Annotated in this window: 17 protein-coding genes; 3 read left to right on the plus strand and 14 right to left on the minus strand. The window is 45.8% G+C overall.

What is annotated here, in order from left to right; translation table 11 throughout:
- Positions 1 to 48 precede the first annotated feature (48 nt).
- Together ACX9NY_RS19710 and ACX9NY_RS19715 are read left to right on the plus strand one after the other, a co-directional pair.
- Entirely contained in the window at positions 49 to 930 is an 882-nt protein-coding gene (locus tag ACX9NY_RS19710) for a GNAT family N-acetyltransferase (RefSeq protein WP_472474594.1), read from the plus strand.
- Positions 931 to 1,111: 181 nt separating this feature from the next.
- Complete coding sequence (locus ACX9NY_RS19715; protein WP_472474596.1) at positions 1,112 to 2,977, plus strand: leucine-rich repeat domain-containing protein; 1,866 nt, start codon at positions 1,112 to 1,114, stop codon at positions 2,975 to 2,977.
- A gap of 278 nt (positions 2,978 to 3,255) precedes the next feature.
- Here ACX9NY_RS19715 and ACX9NY_RS19720 read toward each other — a convergent pair whose 3' ends face one another.
- The 3 genes from ACX9NY_RS19720 to ACX9NY_RS19730 all read right to left on the minus strand — a co-directional run bounded on the left by ACX9NY_RS19720 (position 3,256) and on the right by ACX9NY_RS19730 (position 6,892).
- The gene (locus tag ACX9NY_RS19720) at positions 3,256 to 4,929 is read right to left on the minus strand and encodes a GTP-binding protein (RefSeq protein WP_472474598.1); all 1,674 of its coding nucleotides are present in this window, start codon (positions 4,927 to 4,929) and stop codon (positions 3,256 to 3,258) included.
- A 1-nt stretch (position 4,930) separates the two neighbouring features.
- Positions 4,931 to 5,830 carry a sulfate adenylyltransferase subunit CysD gene (cysD, locus tag ACX9NY_RS19725; protein ID WP_253430176.1) on the minus strand — a complete coding sequence of 300 codons (900 nt, stop codon included), beginning with the start codon at positions 5,828 to 5,830 and terminating at the stop codon, positions 4,931 to 4,933.
- 480 nt (positions 5,831 to 6,310) lie between these two features.
- Positions 6,311 to 6,892: a TetR/AcrR family transcriptional regulator gene (locus ACX9NY_RS19730; RefSeq protein ID WP_339258834.1), complete on the minus strand. Its 582-nt coding sequence runs from the start codon at positions 6,890 to 6,892 to the stop codon at positions 6,311 to 6,313.
- Positions 6,893 to 7,040: 148 nt separating this feature from the next.
- On the opposite strand from ACX9NY_RS19730, the gene ACX9NY_RS19735 reads away from it, so the two are divergent.
- A complete protein-coding gene (locus ACX9NY_RS19735) occupies positions 7,041 to 7,979 on the plus strand; it encodes a ketopantoate reductase family protein (protein WP_472474601.1) in 939 nt (312 codons plus the stop codon).
- A 140-nt stretch (positions 7,980 to 8,119) separates the two neighbouring features.
- Here the strand turns inward: ACX9NY_RS19735 and ACX9NY_RS19740 are convergent, their stop codons facing one another.
- The 11 genes from ACX9NY_RS19740 to ACX9NY_RS19790 all read right to left on the minus strand — a co-directional run bounded on the left by ACX9NY_RS19740 (position 8,120) and on the right by ACX9NY_RS19790 (position 18,971).
- Entirely contained in the window at positions 8,120 to 9,166 is a 1,047-nt protein-coding gene (locus ACX9NY_RS19740; protein WP_472474603.1) for a hypothetical protein, read from the minus strand.
- Positions 9,167 to 9,374: 208 nt separating this feature from the next.
- Positions 9,375 to 10,328 carry a class I SAM-dependent methyltransferase gene (locus ACX9NY_RS19745; RefSeq protein ID WP_342571832.1) on the minus strand — a complete coding sequence of 318 codons (954 nt, stop codon included), beginning with the start codon at positions 10,326 to 10,328 and terminating at the stop codon, positions 9,375 to 9,377.
- Positions 10,329 to 10,330: 2 nt separating this feature from the next.
- Entirely contained in the window at positions 10,331 to 11,218 is an 888-nt protein-coding gene (locus ACX9NY_RS19750; RefSeq protein WP_472474605.1) for an FkbM family methyltransferase, read from the minus strand.
- A 4-nt stretch (positions 11,219 to 11,222) separates the two neighbouring features.
- Positions 11,223 to 12,035 (minus strand): ABC transporter permease, encoded by an 813-nt coding sequence (locus tag ACX9NY_RS19755; protein ID WP_253430156.1) that lies wholly within the window; start codon positions 12,033 to 12,035, stop codon positions 11,223 to 11,225.
- A gap of 4 nt (positions 12,036 to 12,039) precedes the next feature.
- A complete protein-coding gene (locus tag ACX9NY_RS19760; protein ID WP_253430152.1) occupies positions 12,040 to 12,849 on the minus strand; it encodes an ABC transporter permease in 810 nt (269 codons plus the stop codon).
- Positions 12,827 to 13,831, minus strand: coding sequence for an ABC transporter ATP-binding protein (locus ACX9NY_RS19765; protein WP_339239522.1), 1,005 nt, complete (start codon positions 13,829 to 13,831; stop codon positions 12,827 to 12,829). Before ACX9NY_RS19765 ends, ACX9NY_RS19760 begins: the two co-directional genes overlap by 23 nt.
- Positions 13,832 to 13,863: 32 nt before the next feature.
- On the minus strand, positions 13,864 to 15,042 hold the full coding sequence (locus ACX9NY_RS19770) for a radical SAM/SPASM domain-containing protein (RefSeq protein ID WP_339239521.1): 1,179 nt from the start codon (positions 15,040 to 15,042) through the stop codon (positions 13,864 to 13,866).
- Positions 15,043 to 15,085: 43 nt separating this feature from the next.
- Entirely contained in the window at positions 15,086 to 16,180 is a 1,095-nt protein-coding gene (locus ACX9NY_RS19775; protein WP_339239520.1) for a radical SAM/SPASM domain-containing protein, read from the minus strand.
- Between the two features lie 27 nt (positions 16,181 to 16,207).
- Positions 16,208 to 17,323 (minus strand): UDP-glucuronosyltransferase, encoded by a 1,116-nt coding sequence (locus ACX9NY_RS19780; protein ID WP_472474609.1) that lies wholly within the window; start codon positions 17,321 to 17,323, stop codon positions 16,208 to 16,210.
- 44 nt (positions 17,324 to 17,367) lie between these two features.
- A complete protein-coding gene (locus ACX9NY_RS19785; RefSeq protein WP_472474611.1) occupies positions 17,368 to 18,603 on the minus strand; it encodes an ATP-grasp domain-containing protein in 1,236 nt (411 codons plus the stop codon).
- Between the two features lie 116 nt (positions 18,604 to 18,719).
- The gene (locus ACX9NY_RS19790; RefSeq protein WP_339239517.1) at positions 18,720 to 18,971 is read right to left on the minus strand and encodes an acyl carrier protein; all 252 of its coding nucleotides are present in this window, start codon (positions 18,969 to 18,971) and stop codon (positions 18,720 to 18,722) included.
- Positions 18,972 to 18,983: the final 12 nt, after the last annotated feature.

Raw genomic sequence — 18,983 nt, forward strand, 5'->3', positions numbered from 1 at the left:
GCATGGTCATATTATGTAGTTACTATTGAGGGTTAAGGAGAGAGTACCATGCAAGAATTAACATTTATGAAGAATTATAAAAACAACGAAGTACTGCGCAAGAGTTTTTTCGAGCTTGCTGCCGAGACTTTTGATATTGATTTTGAAAATTGGTACCAGCACGGATGCTGGGGCGAGAACTACATCCCTTTTTCATTTGTGGACGGAGATCGGGTTGTTGCCAATGCTTCCGTTAACATCCTTGAGCTCATCATTCACGGGGAGCAGAAAAAAGCGATTCAAATCGGCACAGTGATGACACATCCCGACTATCGAGGGAAAGGACTATCCACTCATTTAATGAACAGAATTTTAGAGGAATACGAGAACAAGCACGATCTCATGTACCTTTTTGCCAATGAATCGGTGCTTGATTTTTACCCCAAGTTTGGTTTTAAGCCGGTGGAAGAACATCTTTTTTCAATGGATTATACGGCAAAAAAATCACCCAAACCTGCGAACCTTCAGAGGCTCGATGTTACTATCGCGGATGATTTACATCTTATTCAAAAATTCGCATCGGAAAGATTGCCGGTTTCTCGGCATTTCGGAACCGCCCAGACGCAAGGCATACTCATGTTTTATTGCCTGAATGTCTTTAGTAATGATATTAATTACTTAGAAGATGAAAACGTCATTGTTATTTATCAGAAAGAAGACAATCATATTGAGCTCTTCGACGTTGTTAGCTTAAACGAAATAAATATGAAAGATATCTTGGATAAGATTGCAGATGAGGATACAGAGACAATCACCTTCCATTTCACACCAGATGCAACAGAACATCTCGTTCTAAAAAGTACCCTCACCAATGACGGCTTATTCGTAAGAATACCTGGTGATCATCTCTACCCTGTGCATGTTAAACATCCGATTACTTCAATCGCTTAATGATTTATTTAATACCTTCCCTCAGCCATGCCTAAAAAAAGATCAAAAGGAGCAGGATTTCCCTGCTCCTTCGTTATGTGAAACTTCTTTCTCTCATCAAACGTAAATTCACAAGGTATAATGAAGTCAGATGACCGTTTGGCATAAATTGATGAACATCATAACGAAGGAGAGGACATTTGTGGCGTTTATTCCGTTAAACTGTCCCAATTGCAACGGACGAATTGAATACAAAGAGGGTGAAATTCTAAAGTGCCCTTATTGTGAAACAGAGCTTCTATTGAAGCAAAATAATGTCTATTACGTGGACCAGACCATTAATCATTACCATGGAACGCCTCCCAAGGCAACGCCGAAGCAGGCTGTCTCCGTAAAGCTTTTACTTATACTGATGCTGGTGTTAACCGGTGCCATCGGTACTTATATGTACTCCAATGTCAGCTCTACTCATTCACCAACAGAAGCCAAACTGCCTATGCGAAAGATGCCTGAAAGCGAGGTTCTGCTCTCCTTTTTGCGAGATATCTTCGATAAAGGGACTGCCCTGCCGACTGAGGATGAACTTGCTCGTATTCGTTACTTAACTGTAGATTATTCGGATAATGACCAGTGGGAGTTTACATACAGCTTCTCCGACCCCTTCAGCGATGAACAGGCTGAGAAAATCACTTATGTGACTCAGGACAAGAAACTGAATAACCAGGAGATCGATCAGCGGGATTTTGAAGCCTTTACGGGACTGACGGCACTCGATCTGACGAATACCTATGAAATCTCCCAGACGGATCAAACCACTTTGGCCCATATGTCCGGATTAAAAAGTTATGGAGGTGCTTTTAACGAATCCTTCAGCAAATTTTCGGGCTACTTTGGCGACAAGACTAACATTACGGAGCTTTCCACTCAGCTTCGCAGCAATCAGGAATTGGCCATGCTGCTGGAGTTTCCTAATCTGAGCTCGTTATCCATTACCTATGTGGATGAATCCGTAACGGATTTCTTTCTGTTGAACAAGCTGCCGCTCAAGTCCCTGTCGCTCACCTTTGTCGATGAACTGGGATGGTTATCCTCCATGACCGGGCTGTCATCCTTATCCATACAATACAGTGAAACCACAGACCTGCAACCGCTGTACGCCTTGACCCAGCTTCAGGAGCTTCAGCTATCCTTTTTAACAAATGTAAAGTCCATCGACTTTGTACAAAATATGCCTGCTCTACAAACGCTTGATCTCGAAAGCGTAAACTTCTCAAGCCTGGAGCCCTTGGCCGACAAGGCCTCTATTACTTCACTGCGCCTAGCTTCTCTAAGTCAACTTAGTTCGGTAAAGGCCATCAATAGCCTGTCCTCTTTGCGGGAATTAACGTTGTCCGGCTACTACGAGAATGCAGAAGCGCTGACATTACCTAAGGCAACGCGAGTAGAAATTCCAAGCGCTTTTCTCGCCGGACTGAAAGCGCCCGCCGCAACCAGCCTGACGCTCCGTGGCGGAAGTGGCGAGTTGAATTTGGCGGCGCTGGGGAAATTCCCGAAACTTAAGCAACTCTCCCTCTCAGAGGTCAGTGAAGTAACCCGTCTGGGCGCCCTGGATGGCTTGTCCAGCCTAGAGACTCTAAGCATTTACGACTCGTCACTATATCAGGAGAGCGATGCTTTATTTCGTTTGAAGCAGGTGAAATCTCTGATGTGCTCCGAGTGCAGGCTAAACTTTGAACAAAAGGCAGCAGCCGAGAACAGCGTACTTGAACATTTGACCTTAGAGCAGCCGTATTTCAGCATAAACAATACCTCTGTTACTGAAGTTGACCAGATGATGGCTTACTTTGCCAGCATGTCTGCTCTACGTTCCTTTACTCTGCAAGACAGCAATTTGGCTTCTCTCGAATTCATGAGTAACTGGCAGGCTATAGAAGAGCTTCATCTCGAGAACAATGCCATTTCCAATATCGAGACCCTAAGCCAACTGCCTGATCTGAAAAAGGTTTATCTCTCCGGTAATTCCGTCCAAAACAAATCCGTGCTTGGTACGGGTGTGCATGTGTATTAATTACCGCCTGGGATGATGGGGAGTTTTAGACTACTACAGTTAATGGATGGTATTAAAACAAAGGCAAAAAGGGGTTCCCCTTATGCAGTTCTTCCTGCATGGGGGAACCCTTTCGGTGTTTTAAGTCAAGTCAAAAGCCTTCAATATTCTTTGGACGATAGCTGCAACCTCAGCACGGGTGATGTTGGCATCCAGAGATCACTCTCCCCATACAAAGGGATCTTGACGAAACAAACAAGCGGCTGCCTAATCGGCAACCGCTTTATCGGACATGCTTATTAAATGTCGTAGTTATTCGAAGGACTGTGATCGATAACGGATTGCACAACTCGTTTAACCACGGATTTCGCGGCATCCTGGATGGATATTCCGCCGATCTCGTCCGCGTTAACTTCAATAAATCCTTTGCCCCCGATGATCTCTCGAGCTGTCTCAAGTTCGCCCGCACTGATAGAATCATGGGATACCAGTGAGATCAGGCCGGCGTCGTTCAACACCTTTGCCATCTCCGCCGTTCCGCGGAGCGTTTCTCCACTGACGCTCTCAAGCAGCATCGTATGGTAACCGGATGACATTAGTCGCTTCTCCACTTCCTTGGCGAGAGCTACCGTATCCGAGCCAGCAAACCATACCGTGAGCGGAGATTGTCCTTTCTGCTGGGCGCGAACATCTCTCGTGATCCCCGTATCCAGCGTGGAAAATCGGCTTTCTCCCTTCAGAGCTTGATCGATGACTCCGCAAGCAGACGTCATGTTGGTGACACGATCAATGAGGATAAAACCTCCGATGCTCTTATTGTGTTCAAAGGAATCGAAGACGATCTGATCCGACAGCGTGAATTCACACTTGGCCAATTCGTTCTTAACAATTTGATCGGCCGGAACGGTATGGCCCGTGTTAATGTCAATTTTATGGGTAATCGCCGTTACAGTGCCTGGAAGAGTCTTCGTTCCGACCTTTACCCAATAATGCTTGCCCGGAGTCAGGACGGAATCGTCCATCCACAGGATTGTAGAAGCGAAGCTGTCAGCTTCTTGGACTTGATTGTCCATCGTGAGCACACAACCTCGCGAGACATCAACTTCGCGGTCCAGTTGTATCGTAACTGGTTGGCCAGCATAAGCCGAATCCTGAGCTTGGTCCGTCACCAAAATCCGCTTAACCTTGGCTTTCTCCCGACTTGGCAGAGTCATGAGTTCGTCTCCGACCGAAATCTTTCCAGCCTCGATCTGGCCCTGGAACCCACGGAACGTATGGTCCGGTCTGCTTACACGCTGAACTGGCATCATGAAAGGCTTCGTATCATCGGTAGTATGAACATCTATACTTTCCAAATACGGTAATAATGCTAACCCCTCGTACCAGGGTGCATTCGGCGACTGGGTTGTAATGTTGTCCCCTTCCGTAGCGGACACGGGAATGACCTGAATGCTCTTGATTTGGAATTCGGCCGTCGTTTGGATGAACTCTTCCTTGATTGCCTCGAACGCCCTCTGATCGAAGCCGACCAGATCCATCTTGTTCACAGCCAATACGAGATGCTTGATCCCCATCAGGGCGCAGATCCGGGCATGGCGTTTGGTCTGGGTAATGATGCCTTTGGTAGCGTCCACCAGAATGATGGCTAGATCGGCAAAGGAAGCGCCTACAGCCATGTTGCGCGTATACTCTTCGTGTCCCGGTGTGTCCGCCACGATGAAGGAACGATGAGACGTCGTAAAATAACGATATGCCACATCAATGGTAATCCCTTGTTCGCGTTCGGCCAGCAAACCATCCAGGAGCAGCGAGTAGTCGATTTTGCCGCCTCGGCTTCCCAATCGACTATCGAGCTCAAGCGCGCGTTCTTGATCGGCAAACAGCAGCTTGGCTTCATAGAGCATATGTCCGATCAGCGTGGACTTGCCATCATCCACACTTCCGCAGGTAATGAATTTTAGTAGACTCTTCATGTTAGAAATAGCCCTCCCGTTTGCGTCGTTCCATGCTTCCCGCCGCTTCTTGATCGATAACCCGACTGGTCCGTTCGGAAGATAACGCACCCAATGTCTCCTCAATGATCTCATCCAGCGTAACAGCATCGGACTCGACTCCGCCTGTGAGCGGGTAACAACCCAACGTGCGGAAGCGAATCTTCTTCATCTCTACCTTCTCGCCAGGCTCAAGCTTTATCCGCTCGTCATCCACCATGATGATATGCCCGTCACGATTAACGATCGGTCTTACGTCGGCAGAGTAAAGCGGAACGATATCGATGTTCTCCCGACGAATGTATTGCCAGATATCCTTCTCAGTCCAGTTGGACAGCGGAAAGACTCGAATGCTCTCTCCCTTGTTGATTCTCGTGTTGAACAGCTTCCACATCTCCGGACGTTGGTTCTTCGGGTCCCACGAGTGATTCTTGTTCCGGAACGAGAAAATCCGCTCCTTCGCACGCGACTTCTCCTCATCACGTCTTCCCCCACCGAACGCAACCGTGAATCCGTATTTGTCCAATCCCTGCTTCAGGGCTGTGGTTTTCATAATGTCGGTATATGCGGAACCATGGTCGAAGGGGTTAATTCCTTGTTGAATAGCCTCTTCATTTGAGTGCACGATCATCTCGATACCAAATTCCTTTGCCTTTCGGTCGCGGAACTCAATCATTTCCTTGAATTTCCAGGTTGTATCGATATGCATGAATGGGAACGGCGGCTTCTCGGGGTAGAAAGCCTTTAGGGCCAAGTGCAACATGACCGAGCTGTCCTTGCCGACGGAATACAACATGACCGGTTTCTCGCACTCCGCTGCTACTTCTCTGATAATGTATATCGCTTCAGCCTCAAGTTGATCCAGATGTGTTAATTCTTGCATGGCAAGGCGGCCTCCTTTTTAATCCTCACTAAAACCATCGTATTTATAAACTTATCCTATCAGATTCCATCTTTATTGCAAAGTGGAAAAAAGCAAAATTTATGATGTCTATGTGTTGGATCGACTATACTCAGCATGGAATAGCCGTTCCTCCTATAATAAAATCGCCTGAACGAATGATTTGTGCTGAGCTGCAAATGGAATCGGAGGGACATGGGACTTGAGCTTCATCTCGAAAACAATGCCATTTCCAATATCGAGACTCTAAGTCAGCTGCCTAATCTGCGTACCTATCCGGTAATACCGTACAAAACAAATCCGTGCCTGGTACGGATGTGCACTTATATTAATTACCGTCTGGGATAATGGGAGTTTTAGACTAGTTAATGGATGGTATTGAAACAAAGACAAAAAAGAGGTCGAAAATATATGAAATTCTCGACCTCTTTTTGTTTATCTTTAGCTTTCTAACCATCATCGCTACACTCCAGAACGTTGCGGATTGACCGTGCCAAAGATATGATACGGTGTTATCCCCTTTGTAAATAGACTATCGATCAGCTTGATCAATTCCTCCGACGATAGATCTTTGTCTCTGTGTATCCAAAGACGAAACATAGATATTAATGTAGATATGTAAAACTCGATGATGTATGGTGCCAAGACATCATCTGTTGAAAAATCCATAATCAATCGTTCAAAGGGAATTTCTCTTTTCAAGCGTTCCACAAAATGAACAGAACCATAGTCGCCCAATACAGCTTTAAGAACTGAAATTTCCTCTGCATTTTCCAAGCATTGAAGTGCATCTTGGATAGTATGTGTAGAAAACTCTCTTCCTGCCATTTCCTCCTTGATCGATTTCAACATACGCTCTTCAACGCAGTCCAACAACTCATAGATATCTGTAAAGTATTGATAAAATGTACTCCGGTTATATCCTGATTGGTTAGCAATCTCTTGAATGGATATCTTTTCGATTGGTTTTCGGCAATATAAATCACAGAATACATTTATAAATGTCTGCCTTGTTTTTTCCGTAATTTCAGGTTGCTTTTTCATTGTTAACCTCCATTTTCTGTTGAATTGATTATACGACAGATATTAAAAATCTGATGGTTGATGACCAAATAGTGAATCTATACAATAACATTATACAACACGTTGTTGGATCATCAACAAAGAGGAATATGGATATTAGGAGGCTAAGATGAGAATTTTATTTTTCGGTAGAGGTGTAATATCGACCCAATACGCTTGGGCTTTAGAGAAGGCAGGGCATACCGTTGAGTTTTACGTTAGAAAAGGGAGGAAAGAAACGTTCGGAAGTCATATAGCGCTTGAAATGTGGGACGCACGAAGAGGAAAACAGTTCATCCAAGAAAGCTGGAAAATCAAGCTGCATGAGGAGATAAGCCCAAATTATGATCTCATTATTGCGAGTGTCAACACGGAGCAACTTCCCGAAGCAGCAAGAATACTTTCGACTACTGCTGGTAACACCCAGATCCTAATATTCAATAATATTTGGCAGGATTTAAAATCATCAATCTTGCCCCTGTCTATGAACAATGTTGTCTTTGGGTTCCCAGGAGCAGGAGGCGGCATTGAGGATAATAAGCTTAAGGGCGGCTTTTTAAAAACGATATTTCTGGAAAAACCACGGGTAGGCACGGAACAGATAAACAACAAGGTCAAAGAACTATTTGAAAGCGCCAATTTTAAAATCAATTGGATCAAGGATATGCAAAGCTGGCTATGGAATCATTTTGCCATGAATGCGGCGATGGAGACCGAGGTGTTACAACGAGGAAGTTTCCCATCAGTCTTGAATCATAGTGACTCATTCGCAAATGTCGGTAAGAGTATGCGGGAAATGACCCCTGTACTTAAAGCAAGAGGCGCAAAGATGGACGCGATTACTCTATTGTTGACCAAGATCCCACCGGCACTTCTCGGCCTGCTGTTTAACAAGGTTATTTTTGCAAAGGGCAGCTTACCACGACTTTTCATTGAATACAATAATAGTAAAGCCGGTTTTGCGGTACTTGAAGTTGTGAGAGAAGCAAAAAAGTTAGGCATACCTTTGCCACGTCTTACTGTAGCATTAGAAAACAATGAACACCACAAAGTTATTAAAAACGGATAAACTGGAAAACTTGATATTGTTCAGATCACCATCAACTCTACTATGATTATATAAACCATCGAACAACTCACCATTTAGGGGCTGTATAAGGAATGATAGAAGCAGAGCCACCCATGAAGGGCGGCTCATTTCTAGCAATATTAGATGTGATTATACCTGAAAGCCTTTAACATTAAAAATAATTGATTATTAAAATGTATTTCATTCGTATATATTTTTGTAAATAAACCAATGCACTTGTCTATGATTTCCCCAGTGAACTTTTGGGACATGATGGCTTTATTCGAATAGATCCTTACTGTCTTCCAGTCATGAATAATTTGGTCCAATAACGGGTCAAGCGTATGTTTTGCATTGATATGATCAATGTTGTACTTATAGAGAGTATTTAACCTGTATTTCTCAGAACATTTTCTATAAATCGTACTGCTCAGTGTTTCTATAATCGTTTCATTTTTTATAATGAGCTCGTAATTTTCTGCGAGCAACAGTATATTATTCAAACTTTCCGTTATTTCATTTTGATACCTGCACATATTTTCTACGAATGTATTGATGGTTGTGTGTGCTGAATTCTTATTGTTCAATATCTCATGATTACCGGGGGCCACTAGCGCATATTCCCAAAAGTAGTCTGGCATCTTTACGTGTTCCGAAGTCATGCATGACCATTTAAATTCTGAAAATGGCAGAGCATATTGTCTGTATTCTGTAATATCATCAACCGTATATATTTCCTCGTTCGTCAGATTGAAGCCATAGACAAAAACAGGGTGCAGTCCATGTTTTTGGTTATAGTAAAAGTCTCTCCCGCGTTGATAAAATAAATCAATAAATATGGAAATCGGATGACCACTAGAAATGGAGTTTATGATCTCATCTTGTAACGTATCTAGTGCAGGGGATTTTTTACGAATAGATATCCCCATTTTCTCAAGGATCTGATCTCCCTCCTCAAGATCCAATACCTCTAACTTGAAATATCCTCTTGTTTGTATTTTTTGTTTATCAAATCTATAAATAGTAATGACATTATTCAAAATCGACAGCTCATCTTTTTTAAAATACCTGGCAAGCGTTAATAACAAATTGTAGCCGCAATTAAAATAAGGAAAATTATGATGAGGAAACATTTTCGTCATGCCGTCGAAAGGCTGAAAGGTGTCCAGGGAAATAATTTCTTCCATAAAATATTTCTCCTAACCTAGGACGTGTCTTGAAACCTACTGAAGTGCATCTTTTACCGCCTTTTCGCCCCCTGCTACGTCAATTTCCCTTGACGTGCCCCGGCACGCCTGCGGAAAACTTCCTGGCTTGGAACGAAAATTCAGCAAAATCTGCCGCCTTCAGAGTTTTCAGACACGCCCAAAAATTATTGTTGATATCACGGCTATATTACCTCTTAACAAGGTTCATCATACGGTATTGCCGCGTTCCAGCCTTCATCTCTTCATATTTCTTCGAGCCGGGCAATGCGATGAATTCATGGATATCTCCAATATTCGTGCTTGAATTGGCGTTATTCGCAATTCCTTGTGTGCCAGTACGCTGCTTCGCACTCTCATCACATGATAGAAGAACATTCGAAGTCACATCCTGATTGCGGATTACAGACAGGCCTGCTTCCTCTAACAGCCTGACGTTTTGCGCTACTTGATCTCCCAGCATCAGCTCCGTATACAGAAATACGCCGCCAACTCTCATGATCCGGTATACCTCTTCATAGAATCGTGATCGGTTCGGATAGGCATGTGCGGATTCTATATTTAACACCACATCGAAGCTCTCGTCAGCAAACGGTATATTCTCCGCATCGCCGACGAGATACAAAGATTCACCCAATCGGGATTTGGCATTGCAAAAGGCAATATTCGCCGGGCAGATGTCGAGACCAACAATAGACAGCGGCTTGAAATATTTAGACAGAGCCGCTATGTTCCCTCCCCTGCCGCATCCGATGTCGATCACCTGCCGCTCCCGAATCGCCGTCTTGCCCACTGTCTCAAGCAGCAGCTTGACCGAGTTTCTATTCCATGCATCGCCCGGCTCGAGCACCGCATGTTGCTCATTCTCGTGCGGGACGTAACCATAGTTCAAGAAGGTGGCGAATCGGCCTATACCGGACAGCGCAAGGGAGTGCGAAATCTCGCTATAATCCCGAATTTCAGCCTCTTTTCGGTTCCATTCGGAAGGGTGGACAAACTGTTCTCGCCGGTCGAGCATCGATAAGTAACGATCATCGTTCGTATATACCGCATCGCAGCTGCAGCATTGCAGCACTGCCTCCGACTGCTCCAGCTCGCCCTTGCAGCTGGAGCATACCAACCTTGCATGCAGATTCTGTAACATGACTATCGCCCAGCCGACGTATGCATTTGATTCAACGCGTACACATTATAGTAATTTGGAATATTCAAATCTTCGTAATAATCGATCACGGCATAGAAGCCGTTGGTTTGGAAGATGTTCTCGAGCCTGCTGATCTGCTCTCCGTCCAGTCCGTGTACCTCCATTACAATTTGCCTGATTTTGCTCCAATCTTCTGGCTCTATGCCTTCCAGCACCTCGAACTCACTTTTTTCCACGTCGATTTTGAGCAGATCAATTTGGTTCAGACCGTAAAAGCGGATCATTTCAGAGATCGTAGTTAGCTTGCAACGATAGATTTGTTCATTCAGAAGCTTCGGCGACATAAGATGATCGACAAAGCGGTTTAGCATTCGCGGGTCAGCGAAATTATCTTCGTAATGGTTGATTAACCCGTATCGGAGATCTTGATCGTGGTTCTCCCTGTATTTGATCTGGACAGAGTCCGTGGACATCGTAGGAAAATAGGCAAACTCCGCTTCCTTGATCTCATTGGAAAGCCCGACATTAACCGTCGTTACGCGAGGCAGCGAACTCGTATTCATCTTCAAGAGATTAAAAGTCGGCGGCAGTGGCTCAAAAGCATATACCCTGCAGTCGCTCTTGCTGCTGACATATAGGCTGAACATGCCGATATTAGCCCCAACGTCCATGACCGTGCCATGATCCGGGAGCGTAATACCGTGCTTGAAATACATCTCTTTGTGAAAAATCTCATTGTAGAGGAACTCGGTCTCGCCTTCGTTGTTTTGATAGATTTCGATCCCGTTGTGCAGCCGTTTCTTTTCGATAGCCTTTGTCTGCAACGGATGGCTCTCATGCTCCGTCCTGCTCATTCGATTCACCTTCTCAACAATTTGTTTTTTGGGCATTTCTCTAACTGCTGGCGCTTTCATAGCGTTTGACGGCCAGCTTCCAGAACAGCCTGACCACGATAAGCGATATAACGGGAGCAACAAAAATCCATATCCCAAGGAACAAGTCCAATCGATCGATCAAATAAACCGACGGCATGTTGGTGATGAACAAGATCGGCACAACATACAGCCCTATTCTCCGCAGCCATTTGGGGTATATGTACATCGGCATATTGTTTAAATCCCAACATTTGTCGAGTATTTCGAAGATCGAACCGGACTTCACCGTCCAGAAGGCAAGAATTTGCGGAAGTAGAAGCACCGAATAGGTCACGATCGTGCTACTCAAGATCACGCCGATATATCCGGCCACGTGGATAAAGCTTGGCTCGATGTCAAGACGCCGCCAAGCCAGTACGATCATCGTGATCCCGGCGATCAGGTTCGGGATCGGAAACGCGAAGTTAACGTGCCGAAATGAAATCATGAACTGCAGCGAAAGCGGCTTCGTCATATACAAGTCCAGCGTCCCGTTGCGGATATGGCCGGCGAATCTATAAAAGTTATCCATAAACAGTCCTGTATAGATCGCGATCATAATCGTATAGGTTCCGGTGAAGATCATCATCTGGTCAGGAGAAATGCCATTGATTTCGATCCCGAGCTGGAAAACGAACAAGATATAGATCAGCTTGGAAAACAGAAATACAGTCTCCATGATCAAACCGGAGTAGAAATTCGCTTTGTATTCCATGTAACCGACCAAGCTGTTCTTTGCGAAAATAAAGAACATACGTACATGCTTCCGAAACTCCGTCAAGCTGATACTCACAGATCTAACCTCCAACGGCTACATATTTCCTCATCCCGGAATCCCACGACAACTTCGAAATTATCATAAGCGCAATTACCCAGACCACCTGTAAGAGAAGCCCGCGCACGATTTCATGAATCGCCATGCTCCCATTGATGATGTTAACCGGGAAGAATACGACATATTGAAACGGTAAGTAGCTGGAGATTCTGGCAAACGTATCTCCGAAAATATTAAGCGGAAAGATGGCACCACTGAGCAGATAGACGCCTTGGTTGAACGCGATATAAACGCCCCAAACCTCGGTAATGATGAACGCGAGAGCACTAATCGAATAAAAAAGCAGGAAGTTGATGAGCAGTCCGAACAGAATGCTGACCAGGAACATAACGATCTGCACCCCTCTAAGGTGAAACCCCCAAATCTGAGTAAAAACGATCATCAGTATGACGAATAAGACAAGGACGACCCCGATCTGAACCGTTTTCCCACCGAAAAAATTGCATATCCGATAGCTGAAATAATGAATGGGCTGAGCGATAAATTTGCTCAGTCCACCCGTCTTGATATCATTCGCGATTTCCCCTTCGAAGCCGGCAGAAACCAGCTTGGAGACAACGCCAGACAACACGGAATAAATGATGATCTGTGAATACGTATAGCCGTTAATAATCTCTTGCGGCGAACTGCGAAACACGGCCGTCCAGAGGAAGCATTGGACGAGAATGATGAAGCCGCCGCTGATAATACTCATAAAGAAATCGGTCCGATACTCCATCGCATTCTGAAGTGCAAGAATGTACGTCCTTTTATACTTCTGCAAGGCTTTCATGTTTGACCCCATCTTTCTGATACAAGCTTTCGATGCCTCGCTCGACAGGTATATCTTCCACTGTGAAATCGAGGATCGGGAACCGGTCCAGCATCATCTTGGAAAGCCGCTGGAGGTCATGCTTATCGATCTCCATGACCGCATTCATGCCATCATGTTCCATAATAGCGCCATAGTCGCTTAGCGCCTGCCTCGGCACTTCGTCCGTAAATTGCAGCTTGATGATCTTTTTTGCATGAAACAATTCGTTCACACGCCGAAGATCGCCATCGTATACGATCTTCCCTTGATTGATGATGATCGTGCGTTTGCATAAATCCTCAATATCCGCCATGTAGTGGCTTGTCAGAATGACCGTTGCTTTCGTCTGCTGGTTATAATACTTCAGGAACTCCCGAATGCGCTTCTGCGAAATCAGATCGAGTCCGATTGTAGGCTCATCCAGGAAAATCACCTTAGGCCGGTGGATGAGCGACGCAATTAGCTCCATCTTCATCCGTTCCCCCAGCGAAAGCCTGCGCACCTGAATATTGAGCAGATCTTTAACACCAAGCATCTCCGTAAGCTCATCCAGGACAAGGTTGTAGGGCTTATCCTCGACCTCATAAATGCATTTGTTCAGGTACAACGATTCGTTCGCCGGTAAATCCCACCACAACTGCGATTTCTGCCCCATCACGATCGAGAACTGCATCTTGAATTCTTTTTTTCGCTCCCAAGGGATATAGCCTAATACCGTCGCTTGCCCGCTTGTCGGATACAAGATGCCGGACAGCATCTTAAGCGTAGTCGTTTTGCCGGAACCGTTCGGGCCTAAGAACCCGACCATCTCGCCTTGCTCGATGACAAGTGATATTTCGCTAACCGCTTCTTTGATCAGTGATTTCCGCTTCACTAAATTTTTCAGCGATTTTTTGAACCCCAATTCTTTTTCGTAGTAATTGAAGCTTTTGGATAAGCGTTCCACTTGGATAATGCTCACTGATTCACCTCATTTATGCTCATGTAGAATAGTTAAACACCGTGCAAATGCAAGACACTGCACTTGGAACATGCCGGTGTCAGTCGTTCATCCATCATTTCCCTTATCCTTCTGTAGGTCATGCCGTGCCATAATTCCTGTACGGACGCTTCATTTAAATTGCCGATCTCGAACTCCTTGAAAAATTTGCACGCAACAATCGTTCCATCGGGCGTAATGTCCATCCGGTTCGAGAGAGCCAGGCACTTCTTGTTCATCGTGCCTTTACTCCTCACCTCTTTGCCGAGCACGAAATCTTCGATCTGGTCATAATCCAGATTCGGCTGGTAGCGTAAACGCATTTTCCAGACCCGATTATTCACCCGGTCCAACTCGCTCATCAAAGCAGGGATACGCTCCGGATCGAGCTTGTAGTTAAAGGCGTGCCAGCTTCGTTCGCCCTTGTGCTCGCTCGCCGGAAGAAAGTCGAACTTCTGGTCAAAGTAATCGTCCATTCCCTGCGTGCATTCGTCCGAGATGTACCACGGGAAGCAGACCATGACCATATCTACACCGACGCCCTCCAGAAAGTCCAACAAATCATACAGCTTGTCGGTCATAGCATCGTTAACGACAGTATGGATCGTAATTTTGCCCCTGAATTGGTTTTCCTTACGCAGCTCGACTAGCATCCGAATAGCATCGATCGCCTTGTTGAATACCCCTTTGCCGCGAAGCGCATCATTCTCTTCTTCGAATCCATCAAGTGCAATGAGCAGCTCCAGGTTGTCGGAGATTCTCAGCAAGGTGTCCAGCTTTCGCTCGATCAGCATCGCGTTCGTACAGATCGTCGTCTCGCGAGGATGGGCTTCAAGCAAATCGGCCAAACGGTCGAAATGGCTGTATACGAGCGGCTCGCCGCCCCAGATATAGAGTCTCGACTTGGCTGGTTCCGTCTCAAGGATCAGCTTCTCCAGCAGCCCGTAGTCGAGCTGCTCCCGCTGCTGCTCCGGTGTCATAAAGTGATGGTAGCCAGTGTCGTTCCATTGATAGCAATGCTTGCAGCGCAAGTTGCATTGGTTCGTCAGTTTAATCCCGACCGACTCTGGCAACGGTGTCGCGTAACCCGCTATTTTCTCCATGTTCCGCTTGGTTTCCACCGTATTCTTGATCGTACGTTTCAATATTTGCAAATCCTTTGGGGAACGTTTAATCTCTGATTTCGGATTCATATCAACACCACCCCTCTTAAACCTATTAGGTCATTCACATGAATCAATAGATATAATACCTTGAACAAGCCGTGCAGATCGGAAGCATATTTTTTTTCATATACGCGCGATAATCTTTGTACTTGTCACTACTCCAGATATCCATCAAGCTCTCTTCGTTCACGTTGCCAAAGGTCAAATCATAGAAGGCATGGCAGGGCGAAACGTCGCCCCTTGCTGTAATCTCTGCATAAACCCATGGAAGGGAGCAGCGATTTCGTTTATCAGCCATCTGATGGAATTGCCCCGAGAAATAGTTGCTCAAATTTTGCTCATCTATCGTTTTCGGATAGGTGATCACATGAATGCTGTTTTTCAAGCAATACGCTTTAACATTATTGAGCTGTCTCGTCAATTCCGGAATATCGATCTGGCTGAACGAACTGGTGTCCCGCCACACCATCCCCTTGGCATAAGGAGCTTCATGCACGTCGAATTTGTCACTAAGAACCTCCACATATTGGGCATACTGCTCTTCCGTTGCGTAGAGCTGCACTTCCATGCTGATATGGTCCAACATCGACAAGTCGATATGCTTAAAGAAAAATTCCTCAACGTACATATAGTTCAAGGGCGTAATGATAAAGGATACACCCATTTTCGGAAATTGCTTGCCCTTGCTTTCCCGAAGCTCATAAAGCTTCTCGATCCCCTTGATTACTTTCTTGAATACGCCTTTGCCTCTCTGCTTATCGTTGATTTCCTCAGGGCCGTCGAGAGACATCCAGATCTTATTTGGAGCAGTCTCGACAAGCATCTCGGCATGCTGCTCAAGCAATGTGCCGTTCGTGGGGAAATCTGCTTTACTTCCATAGTGATTGATCATGGCGAGAATGTCGCCCAGCCAAGGGTACATCAGTGGCTCGCCACCGAAGAAATCGTAATATGGCTTGCCCGGGCTGCACTCGACGATGATCTTTTTAATGAGATCCGGATCCAGATGCGCTAACGTTTTTTTGCTTTTGTACGGCCCTTCGAGTCCCCACTCATAGCACATCTTGCATCGTAAATTACACTCCTCCAACAGCTGCATGACGATCCATCTCGGATAGCTTGTCATTGTCTTATCTTGGACGACACTCAATTTGTTTACGCTCATCGCATAACCCCTTTTGCCATTGAAATGTTACCCCTTCGTTAACGCGACTCTCGCACAATAATGATCCACATAATTCGTTCGTTCTCCGGGTCTGTTCATGAGCGCTTGATGCATCTCCTTAAGGACCTCTACGGAAAAATCCATCTCCTTCCACTTCTCGTAGCGGATTCCGAACCCCAGAGACTCCCACAATTCCAAATTGCTAAGCTCGTGACTTCCGAACGGCTCCAGCAAAATAAGAGGGGTACCGGATGCAAGCGAGTCGATTAATGTGCCCGCTCCCGGCTTGGCCACGATAGCCATCGCCTCCGAAGCGATATCGAATAACCAATGATGATCAACCTCAGCGGCGTATGACTTCGTGCCTTCTCCCGTTATTTCGATGTATGGCGGAAACTCGTGCAGGCCGTTCGCACTCTTCACCCATGCACACCATTCCGGATCATTCATCCAATATCGGTGATCGGGATCGGGCTTCGCTTCCTTCCAATCGTAAGCTACGATATCAAGCCCGTAGTTATGGCCGGCAAGCTCTGGAATTGTACTTTGATAAGTGCCCATCCCCCAGCCGCCGCCATGAACAACAAGCCGCCGCTTCCTTGAGTCGAAGGGCATTGGCGTACGATGAAGAACCGGGATTTCGCATCGAATCTCCATCTTGTCGGTGTCATAGAGACAAGCATTGTAATAATACTCGTCGTAGTGAGGATGAAACTTCTTCAAGCTCTTCCAGGACGGGGCCAGATCTGAATCGACGTAGAGCAGGTCTACATGAATTCGATTCGGCAGCATCTTCTCCCTATACAAATCCAGAATATAGATCCAGTGTCCGGATAACGATATGAATTCGTATCGGTCTTCCGCTTTCCACGCCTCCAGCAACAGCTCGACCTGGGCATAATCAATGCTGCCCCGGATATCCATCGGCATTCGGGCCGATAGATTGGCAAGTGCGAAATTATTGTGATAAGCCTTTCTGCTGTCTACAATATGATCCATCTTGTCTTGCTCCAAATAGCTTTCGAACACGAGCACTTCCGTCGCGATCTCCCTTTTCTCGAAATCACTTGCAGCTAACAGACCGGGAATATAGAAACCCAGACCGAAACCCGAGCATAGAATCGTCACTTTCCGCTTACCCATAAAATTTCTTCCTCCATTCATGGCTTCAAGCGCTTCGGACTGCATCAGCGGGCGATCTTGAAGGATAACGACGACAGCACCTCCTTAACCTTAGCGATCAATCGTTCGTTATCCCATTCCCCTTCAATCAACGAATAATATAATCTGCCTTTCACCTGCTTATTCCGGATCCCCTTGCACTCATTGACGACTTTGTTAATAAGGAGCGTATTCGCGCTTAACGGTAAAATACCGAATCCTCGATCTGGCTTATATAGAACACCCTCGCGGTCCAGCGATTCAAGCAATTGATCGAATGATACATCGCAGGCAAACTGTAAATTCACATGCGTCATGCTCCCTGCCGTGTCGTGCTTCTTCAGGTAGCGGTCAACGTAATGCTTGATCAGACTCATCGATCTTCTGGCATTCACCTCAACAATCGGAACGATGCGGCCGTCTGTCAACAGCATGGAATCGACGCATACGTCGCCGTGATAACCCGACCGATAAAGCTCGCGAGCCGCCCGTTTCATTACATCAAAATACTTCGCTTCCTGCAGCATATGAAGCAACCTATCGTCTGCTGTATAGGAGCCTTGGTAAGCGAAATTGTGATTGACCAACTGCTGCACTGAGATATGTCGGTAACTGCCGTCCGGATCGATGTGGAATTGGCAAGAAAAATCCAATTCCTTGCGGAGGAACGGCTCAACAATAAACCGAACCGTTTTTCCCTTGCTACACTGATCGGCGACATAGGATGTGACTCGCTGCAAAATCGCTTCCGACTCAATCAGCAAATTACCTTTCCCGGATACCCCAAACTCATCTTTGATCAGGAAGGGTCCTTGATTCAGCAAATTCAAGCTGCTTGTCAGCAGCTCTTCGGGAGAATAGACCGTCTGGCTGTCACACTGAAGATCAAGGCGACGGTTCAATTCGGTTGAATACAGCTTCGAATTGACAGTCTGAACCGTTTCGATAGTTGGAAAATCCTGTTCCAGCCCGTAACGCGCTGCAGTACGATCCGCCCCCGGAATGACGGCAAAGGGCGACAACTGGGCACCATTCAGCAAATGATCCATGTCAGCCATTCGATCGACTGATGTGAGCAGGTCGAATATATTGGCGGTTCTGCCTGCGCTTCCTACATCAGGACTCTCGAGATCGGTTGAATTGGAAAGAAATTCAAATCCGATCTCATGCAAATACGCTTTATGGCAAACGTTCATTCGATAGCGAGTAATGAGCCTATCCTGCGACTCGCAAAATGGGAAGAGCAGCTCATCCATGGCCATCACGATATTCTCCATTTCAGGATCATGAAACGACGGTAGTTTGGCTAAATTAGGGTCGCGCCAGAAGCGTTCCGCATCAAATGTCCCGATAATGAGCTCGAACTTGCGTCTATCGTTCATACAGGCGCTGTCTTCTGTAGCTCCGAGATATAATTGCAGAAGGTCGTTACCGACTCCATAAGATCGAAATCGAATTGTTCAAAATCGATTTCAATACCGAAACGCTCTTCCACATTTAATACAAAAGTAATTAGCTGTAGGGAGTCCAATCCCCCGTCTTCCATGATGTTGGAATGCTCGTTCAAACGGTTTGCCAGCTCAGCGTCTTCCTTGATTTCGCTTATCATCGCTATGATCTGTTCTTGCATAGGTACCTCCCG

This window comes from Paenibacillus sp. CB74 (genome assembly GCF_055687625.1).